The sequence below is a fragment of the Desertihabitans aurantiacus genome, assembly GCF_003344635.1.
Classification (GTDB): Bacteria; Actinomycetota; Actinomycetes; order Propionibacteriales; family Propionibacteriaceae; genus Desertihabitans; species Desertihabitans aurantiacus.
Genome location: NZ_QPKK01000191.1, coordinates 1 through 7,652 on the forward strand (window position 1 = coordinate 1; position 7,652 = coordinate 7,652).

At 74.3% G+C, this 7,652-nt stretch carries 11 protein-coding genes; 5 read left to right on the forward strand and 6 right to left on the reverse strand.

Going from position 1 to position 7,652, the window contains the following annotated elements; translation table 11 throughout:
• Nucleotides 1-82: 82 nt before the first annotated feature.
• Both DVA66_RS14315 and DVA66_RS20950 read right to left on the reverse strand, forming a co-directional pair.
• A complete protein-coding gene (locus DVA66_RS14315) occupies nucleotides 83-658 on the reverse strand; it encodes an ArsR/SmtB family transcription factor (RefSeq protein WP_114560695.1) in 576 nt (191 codons plus the stop codon).
• A gap of 151 nt (nucleotides 659-809) precedes the next feature.
• On the reverse strand, nucleotides 810-977 hold the full coding sequence (locus DVA66_RS20950; RefSeq protein ID WP_157974016.1) for a hypothetical protein: 168 nt from the start codon (nucleotides 975-977) through the stop codon (nucleotides 810-812).
• Nucleotides 978-1,146: 169 nt separating this feature from the next.
• Here DVA66_RS20950 and DVA66_RS14320 point away from each other — a divergent pair, with 169 nt between their 5' ends.
• Nucleotides 1,147-1,665 carry an AAA family ATPase gene (locus tag DVA66_RS14320; RefSeq protein WP_114560696.1) on the forward strand — a complete coding sequence of 173 codons (519 nt, stop codon included), beginning with the start codon at nucleotides 1,147-1,149 and terminating at the stop codon, nucleotides 1,663-1,665.
• 69 nt (nucleotides 1,666-1,734) lie between these two features.
• Here the strand turns inward: DVA66_RS14320 and DVA66_RS14325 are convergent, their stop codons facing one another.
• Entirely contained in the window at nucleotides 1,735-2,652 is a 918-nt protein-coding gene (locus tag DVA66_RS14325) for an SDR family oxidoreductase (protein ID WP_114560697.1), read from the reverse strand.
• 40 nt (nucleotides 2,653-2,692) lie between these two features.
• Entirely contained in the window at nucleotides 2,693-3,445 is a 753-nt protein-coding gene (locus DVA66_RS14330) for an SDR family oxidoreductase (protein ID WP_114560698.1), read from the reverse strand.
• 81 nt (nucleotides 3,446-3,526) lie between these two features.
• Between DVA66_RS14330 and DVA66_RS14335 the strand changes: the two genes are divergently transcribed.
• Complete coding sequence (locus DVA66_RS14335) at nucleotides 3,527-4,102, forward strand: TetR/AcrR family transcriptional regulator (protein ID WP_114560699.1); 576 nt, start codon at nucleotides 3,527-3,529, stop codon at nucleotides 4,100-4,102.
• 6 nt (nucleotides 4,103-4,108) lie between these two features.
• On the opposite strand, the gene DVA66_RS14340 is transcribed toward DVA66_RS14335, so the two are convergent.
• Nucleotides 4,109-5,086: an SH3 domain-containing protein gene (locus DVA66_RS14340; RefSeq protein WP_114560700.1), complete on the reverse strand. Its 978-nt coding sequence runs from the start codon at nucleotides 5,084-5,086 to the stop codon at nucleotides 4,109-4,111.
• A gap of 212 nt (nucleotides 5,087-5,298) precedes the next feature.
• Here DVA66_RS14340 and DVA66_RS14345 point away from each other — a divergent pair, with 212 nt between their 5' ends.
• Both DVA66_RS14345 and DVA66_RS14350 read left to right on the forward strand, forming a co-directional pair.
• Nucleotides 5,299-5,814, forward strand: a complete 516-nt coding sequence (locus DVA66_RS14345; protein ID WP_114560701.1) for a YbhB/YbcL family Raf kinase inhibitor-like protein — start codon at nucleotides 5,299-5,301, stop codon at nucleotides 5,812-5,814.
• Nucleotides 5,814-6,410: a flavin reductase family protein gene (locus DVA66_RS14350; RefSeq protein WP_114560702.1), complete on the forward strand. Its 597-nt coding sequence runs from the start codon at nucleotides 5,814-5,816 to the stop codon at nucleotides 6,408-6,410. Before DVA66_RS14345 ends, DVA66_RS14350 begins: the two co-directional genes overlap by 1 nt.
• 139 nt (nucleotides 6,411-6,549) lie before the next feature.
• Here DVA66_RS14350 and DVA66_RS14355 read toward each other — a convergent pair whose 3' ends face one another.
• Nucleotides 6,550-7,029, reverse strand: coding sequence for a VanZ family protein (locus DVA66_RS14355; protein ID WP_114560703.1), 480 nt, complete (start codon nucleotides 7,027-7,029; stop codon nucleotides 6,550-6,552).
• Nucleotides 7,030-7,337: 308 nt separating this feature from the next.
• On the opposite strand from DVA66_RS14355, the gene DVA66_RS14360 reads away from it, so the two are divergent.
• Nucleotides 7,338-7,652 (forward strand): arginase family protein (locus DVA66_RS14360; protein ID WP_198671778.1); only part of this gene is annotated, 315 nt, incomplete at its 3' end.

A 7,652-nucleotide genomic window follows, 5' to 3' on the forward strand; every position in this document is an offset into this window, starting at 1 on the left:
CGCGGCGGCTGAGGGCGCGGTGGTCGTGGTCATGGACGTCCAGGGGGACGAGCACGGGGATCCTCCTCGGATGGGTGGGGGCTCAGGGTTCGGCGGGGAAGCCGCGGGCGAAGACGAGGACGGGTTCGCGCTGCCGGCGGTCGTCGGGGAGCTCGCGGCTGGACCACCGCTCGAACAGCGCGATCAGCTCCTCGCCGAACGTGGCGAGCTCGTCGTCGGTCATCCGGAGCCAGGTCTGGATGGCGAAGCTGGTGTCGTGCTCCCAGCTACCGGGGGTGACCGGGTGGTCCTGCCGGCTCTGGGCCCGTTCGAACTGACGCGCCAGCTGCAGGTTCTCCGCGGCGAGGGCGGCGTCGACGGCGTCCGGGTCCGACATCTGGTCGCGCGACCAGCGGGTCCGCCGCCCGGCCCGTCGCCACCAGCGCTCGCGGCGGTCGCGGGCCAGCTCGGGCGCCTCCTCGACCAGGTTCGCCTCGGCGAGCACCTTGAGGTGGTGGCTGATGCTGCCCACCGCCTGGTCGAGCCGGTCGGCCAGCATCGACGCGGTGCTCGGGCCGTCGACCCTGAGCGCGTCCAGGATGCGGCTGCGGACCGGGCTGGCCAGGGCGGCCAGCGCCCGGGCCTCGGTGAGCAGGTGGTCCTGCGGCTCCGGTGTCATGGTTCAACAGTACTTGCACAAGACTTCTTGCACAATATCTCTTGTCCAATGGTCGACGGGCATGACGAAGGCTCCTGCCCCGGAGGACAGGAGCCTGGTCGGCTGGACGTCGTCGCGGGACGTCCGGGGCCCGCGTCAGCGGGTCTTCAGCTCAGCGCAGACCCATCGGGGACTGGCGCTGGGCGGCCAGCAGCAGCTCGTTGCGCATCGACGGGTCGGCCCCGGCGATGGCCTTGTCGAGCGAACGGGCGTGGCGGGCGGCGACTCGACGGGCACGCGCCAGCTCACGACGGTTGCGAGCGGCACTCACGAACGACATGACGGACTTCCTCTTCCTCCTCGTACGGACGCGGGGCGACGGCCCCGCACGGGGTGTAACTGTACTCCCTGGTGCAGTTATTCCGCACGCGGATCCCTGGTGACCTCCGTCTCAGCCGGCGTCGCAAACCGGTGGTCGCAGGGGGTGGGGACGGGAGAGGCTGGGGCCCGTGCCCCGACTCGTCACGTTCACCGGCCCCCTCGCCGCGGGGAAGAGCACCGTCGCCGCCCTGGTCGCCGCCCGCCGTGCCGCGGACGGTGGACGGGTGGTGCTGGTCGACGTGGACGACGTCGCCGCGACGGTGCAGGGAGCCGGGGTGGGCCCGCTCGGGCTGTGGCCGGCCGCGCACGTCGCCCACGCCGCCCTGGTGGCGGGCTGGCTGCAGAGCGAGGTCGACCTCGTGGTCAGCGACGGGCCCGGGTTCGAGCCGGCGGAGCAGCAGACGCTGGCCGACGCGCTGGCGCCCGGCACGGACGTGCTGCGGGTGCTGGTCGACGCCCCGGTCGCCGTCACCTGGCCACGGGCGCAGGCCGACCCGACCCGGGGCATCTCGCGCGAGCACGGTTTCCACCACCGGCTGCACGAGCGCTACCGCAGCGTCGTCGACCAGATCCCGGTCGACCTCCGCCTCGACGCCAGCCGGCTCAGCGCCGACCAGATGGCCGACGCCGTGCTCGCCGCGCTCTGACGCCGACGCCGACGACAGGGGCGGCCGGGCCCCCGCCGACCGCCCCTCCCCCGGTGCCCGGGCGCGTCCTCAGCGGGCGGTGAGCAGGTCCTCCAGCCCGACCCGTCGGTAGAACTCGGCGCGGACGCGGTCGCCGACGGCGTTGACCACCTCGGCACCGTCGTCGGCCGGGTCGACGTGCACCCGGAACGGGCGCCGGCCCTTCTCCGCCCCGACCAGCGCGACCACGGCCCGCGCCACCTCCTGCGGGTCCTGGTCGTCAGGGGCGAGCTCGGCCAGCCGGGCGGCGACCTGGCCCATCAACCCCGCGTACTCGGTCTCGTAGGCCGCAGCCACCGTCGCGTCGGCGGCGTGGCCGGCGTTGGTGAAGTGGTTGGTCCCGACGGTGAAGGAGCCGGGCACCACGATCGAGGTGTCGACCCCGAAGCGGGCGAGCTCGGCGGCATAGCTGACCGCGAGCGAGTCCATCCCCGCCTTGGCCGCGAAGTACGGGGCGAGGTAGGGCGGCGTCCCGCCGCGGGTGCTGGAGGAGCCGATCCACACCACGAGGCCGTCGCGCTGGGCCCGCAGGTGCGGCAGCACGGCACGGTTGACCCGCTGGGTGGAGAGCACGTTGACGTCGTAGACCTCGGCCAGCTGCTCCGGGGTGAAGGCCTCGGTGGGCCCGAGCACCATGTGCCCGGCGTTGTGGACGACGACGTCGAGCCGGCCCGAGCGCTCGAGCACGGTGGCGACGGCGGCGTCCACCGAAGCCTGGTCGACGACGTCCATCTCGACCGGGTGCAGCGCGACGCCGTGCCGGGCCGCGTAGGCCGCGGCGTCGGCGGCGGCGCGCTGGTTGCGACCGGCGAGGTCGCGCATCCCGGCGTGGACGGTGTGGCCGGCGTCGGCCAGGGCGCGGACGGTCATGGCCCCGAAGCCGCTGGAGGCGCCGGTGACGAGCACGGTGCGCGGGGTCGGGGCGGAGACGGTGGTGGCGGTGTCCATGTCGATTCCTTTCGCGTGCTGGGTGGAGGAGCGGTACCGCTCAGGCGATGCCGCCGTTGACGTAGAGGACCTGACCGTTGACCCAGCGGGCCGGTCCGGCGAGGAAGGCGACCGCCTCGGCGATGTCGGCGGGCTCCCCGAGGCGCTCCAGCGGCGGCTGGGCGGCGAGCCGGTCGACCACCTCCTGCGGCTTGTCCTCGAGGAACAGCGGGGTGGCGGTCGGGCCGGGCGCGACGGCGTTGACGGTGATGTCGCGGCCCCGCAGCTCGCGGGCCAGCACCATGACCAGCGCATCCACCCCGCCCTTGGTGGCGGCGTAGGCGCCGTAGGTCGGCAGCGCCAGCTTCACCACGCTGCTGGAGAACGCGATCACCGCGCCGCCGCGGCGCACCCGGCGGGCGGCCTCGCGGGCCACCACGAAGGTGCCGCGGAGGTTGGTGCGGTGCATCCGGTCGAACTCGTCGAGGTCGAGGTCGACCACCGACGACAGCCGCATCGAGCCCGCGCTGTGCACCACGACGTCGACGCCGCCGAGCGCGCACTCCACCTCGTCGAACATCGCGGCGACCTCTGTCTCGTCGGCGACATCGGCACCGACGGCGAGGGCGGTGCCGCCACGGTCGCGGACCGTGCCGACAAGCTGCTCGGCACGGTCCCGGTTGCCGGCGTAGTGGACGGCCACGGCGAGACCGTCGGCAGCGAGCCGCTCGGCCGAGGCCGCACCGATGCCGCCGGAGCCGCCGGTGATGAGGGCGACGCGGGGGCCGTGCTGGGGGTCGGAGGTCGTGCTCATGGGAGTTCTCCTCTCGTATTTGTGTACGCTGAGTTCATATAAGCAGATATGTACGCAGCGTTCAATAGGAGGACGGCGACGATGGCGCGTGGGCGACGACCGACCGAGGAGGTCAGGGAGGACGTGCTGGCGGCAGCGGGGGCGCTGCTGCTGCGGGAGGGCATGGCCGGGTTCACGATCGAGCGCGTGGCGGCCGAGAGCGGGGCCAGCAAGGTGACCATCTACAAGCTGTGGCCGTCGAAGGGCGCCCTCGCCCTCGAGGGCTACTTCCGCACGGTGGAGCCGGTACTGGCGTTCCCCGACACCGGCGACCTCGCCCGCGACCTGAGCGAGCAGCTGCACGCCTTCGTCCGGCTGGTGACGGACACCCCGGCCGGGCCGGTGGTCCGTGGGCTGATCGCCGAGGCGCAGCGCGACCCCGTCCTGCTGGCGGCCTACCTCGAGCACTACTCCGGGCCGCGGCGCCGGCTGGCCGTCGACCGGATCGAGGCCGGTCGGCGGGCGGGGCAGGTCCGCGCCGACGTGGACGCCGAGTCCGTGGTCGACCAGCTGTGGGGTGCGTGCTACCACCGCCTGCTGCTGCCGGACCAGCCGCTGGACGGCACCTTCGCCGACCAGCTGCTGGGCAACGTGCTGCGGGGCATCACCCCGCGCTGAGCACGATCAGCGGACGGTGACGTGCACGTGGTCGCGGTGGTTGGCGGTGGCGCCGCCGCGGTTGCCCATCGTGCGCCAGCCCTCCCCGGAGCGCTGGGTGGTCCAGATCTTCTGGTCGAAGATCACCTCGGTCACGCCCAGCTCGGAGGCGTGCGCACGCACGTAGCGGGCGACCTCCCAGCCGAGGGCGTTGCCGCTGCCGGAGGAGTAGTTCGGGATCATCGCGTCCACCGCACGCCCCTCGGGGTGGCCGGGGATCGAGTCCGAGCGCACCCCGCCGAAGCTGGTGATGCTGGGGAACTGGTGGCAGATGGCCCGGTGCACGGCGACCGCGTTGGGCTGCAGCCCCGACTCCACGCCCGACCCGCTCGGGCAGGCCCCGCCGGACGGGCTGCCCGACCCGCCGGACGAGCCGCCGGACGACCCGCGGGTCTCGGGCCGGTCCTTGGTCAGGTACTCCTCCGAGACCCAGCCGGCGCGCCCCTCCCGGTCGATCTGGCGGAAGCCGGCGGAGGTGCGCTCGGTGATGGTCACCTCGGTGCCGGTCTCGAGGACGTCGACCACCTGGCTCGTGGCGCTGGGCGAGGAGCGGACGTTGAGACCGGTGCTGGCGTAGCGCTGGCCGGCCTCCGCACCGAGGTCGGCGGGGTCGAGCCCGGGGCGGGCGGCGTCCCGGCTGGCGCGGTCGTCGCGGGCCGCAGCCACCTCCGCCGCCTCCTCGGCCTTCTTCGCCTCGTCAGCCTTCTTGGCCTCGGCCGCCTTCTTGGCCTCCTCGGCCTTCTTGGCCTCGGCCGCCTCCTTCTCGGCGGCAGCCTCCTCGGCGGCGCGCTTCTCCGCGGCAGCCTCGCGCACCTGGCGCTGCTCGTCGCGGAGCCGGTCGGGCGCCGGCTGGGCGCGCACCACCGGAGCGACGGTGGTGGCCGGGACGGCCTCCAGCCCGGCGTCGGCCGACGGCTGGGCCGCCGCCCCGACGACGCTGCCCACCAGCGCGAGACTGGCCAGCCCGGCACTCAGCTGGGGGAGCCTGCGCCGCACCTGCTGCGGCCACGGCTCTCGAATCGCGCGGCGTGGTCGACCCACCTGTAGTCACTCCCCGAAGACGAACCTGAACAAAACGTGAGGAATCCTAAGGGAGTGGGGGCCGAGCACCAAACCCGCCGCGATCCGGTGCACCCGGCGGTACTAGCGTGCGGGCCATGAGCCTCGAGCGACCCGTCGCCCCCGACCCCTACAGCCTGCTGCCGGCCACCGGCTCGTTCCCGGTGTCGAGCTCCTCCTTCGCCGACGGCGAGACGATGGGTGAGCGGCACGCCCAGACGGGTGAGAACGTCGCCCCCGACCTGCGCTGGGAGGGCGTCCCCGGGGGCACCCGCTCCTTCGTCGTCAGCTGCTTCGACCCCGACGCCCCCACCCCGAGCGGGTTCTGGCACTGGGTGCTCGTCGGCGTCCCGGGAGACGTCCGCTCCCTCGAGCCCGGTGAGGTGCCGCCGGGAGCCTTCACCGTCCGCAACGACGCCGGCACCGACGGGTTCGTCGGCGCCGCGCCGCCGCCCGGCGACCACCCGCACCGCTACCTGTTCGCCGTCACCGCCCTCGACACCGACGACCTCGGCCTCGACCCCTCGGCGTCGCCGGCGGTGGTGCACTTCACGATGCTGCCCCACATCCTGGCTCGCGGCGTGCTCACCGGGACGTACCAGATCCCGGCCTGATGCACTTCTACGAGCCGCGGGAGGGCCACGGGCTGCCCCACGACCCGTTCAACGCGCTGGTGGCCCCGCGGCCGATCGGCTGGGTGTCCTCCCGCGGCCCGGACGGCCGGCTGAACCTCGCGCCGTACAGCTTCTTCAACGCCTTCTGCTACACCCCGCCGATCATCGGCTTCAGCAGCACCAGCCGGAAGGACTCCGCGCGCAACATCGAGGCCGGGGGCGAGTTCGTGTGGAACCTCGTCACCCGCGCGCTGCTCGAGCCGATGAACCAGACCTCGACCACCCGCCGGGTGGACGAGTTCGCGGTCGCCGGGCTGACCCCGGAGCCGTCGCGGGTGGTCGGGGTGCCCCGGGTGGCGGAGTCACCGGTGGCGATGGAGTGCCGGCTCAGCCAGGTCGTCGAGCTGACCGCCGCCGACGGCACCCCGACCGACTCGGTGGTCTGCTTCGGCGAGGTGGTCGGGGTGCACATCGCCGAGCACCTGCTGGTGGACGGCGTCGTCGACACCGCCCTGGCCGACCCGGTGCTGCGCGGCGGCGGGCCGACGGCCTACTACACCCTCGGCGAGCGGCTCGACCTGCGCCGACCCGGCTGAGGGTGCCCGCGACGACGCGCCGCTGGCAGGCCGGACCCGTGCAGATCACCGTCCTCGGCGTCCCCGACAGCGCGGGCGCCTGCTGTGCCGCCACGGGTCAGGGTGCGCTGCACGTCCGCCCCTACCTCCTCACCAGGGCTCAGGAGCAGCGCGGCGCCACCGCCGCCGGTGGGCCGCTCCGGGCTGGGGCACCACGCCGCCCCAGGGTCAGCACCGTGCCGAGCAGGGCCCCCGCGGTGTTGGCCACGAGGTCGCGGGGGTCCGAGACGCGGTCGAGGGGGATCTGCAGCACCTCGATCGAGAGGGTGAGGACCACCCCGACGGCGACCGCCCCCACCGCGGGGAGGCGGGGGAACGCCCGCCGGAGCAGCACCCCGACCGGGACGAACAGGATGATGTTGGCCACGAACTCCAACGGCCCGCCGGTGGTCCAGGTCACCGGGTCGAGCCACGTCGCCGGCGAGAGGACGCCGCCGGAGCCCTCGTTGGTGACGCTCTGCCAGGGCACCGGGCCGAGGGTGATGTAGCCGATCAGGGCGAGGTAGAGCAGTCCCGCGACCGCGAACGGGACCGACGCCCCGGTCGGGACGGTCGCGGTCTGTCGGGTGTCGGTCGACATCGGGTGATCGGTCCTCCAGGAGCTGGCGTGGCGACCGGGTGGCCGCTCTCGGAGGTCAGAACGACAGCCCCAGACGGCGCGTTCCGCTGCACGCACGACCGGGGACCGTGGTCGTAGCCGCCTCGGCCCCAGGGCCCTGGCACCATCGCGGCGGCGACGGAGGAGACGCCCGCCAGCTCCTCGACCACCCTCCACCCGGTGCTGGGCGGTGCGGGCCGACGGCCTACGACACCCTCGGCGAGCGGCTCGACCTGCGCCGGCCCGGCTGAGGGGTGCCGGCGACGGCGCGCCGCTGACAGGCTGGGCCCGTGCAGATCACCGTCCTCGGCGTCCCCGACAGCGCGGGCGCCTACTGCGTCGGGGTGGAGGACGCCCCGGACGCGCTGCGGGCCGCTGGTCTGGTGGCGGCGCTGGCCGCGGCCGGCCACGACGTCATCGACGCCGGCGACCTCACCCGGCGCCGGTGGGCGCCCGACCGCGAACGGCCCTACGTGCAGAACCTGCCGGTCGAGCGGGAGGCCGCTCTGGAGCTGGCCGCGGCGGCCGCGCCGCTGCTCGCCCCGGGGTCGCGGCTGCTGGCGCTCGGCGGCAGCTGCACGGTGGCGGTCGGGATGTGCGCGGCG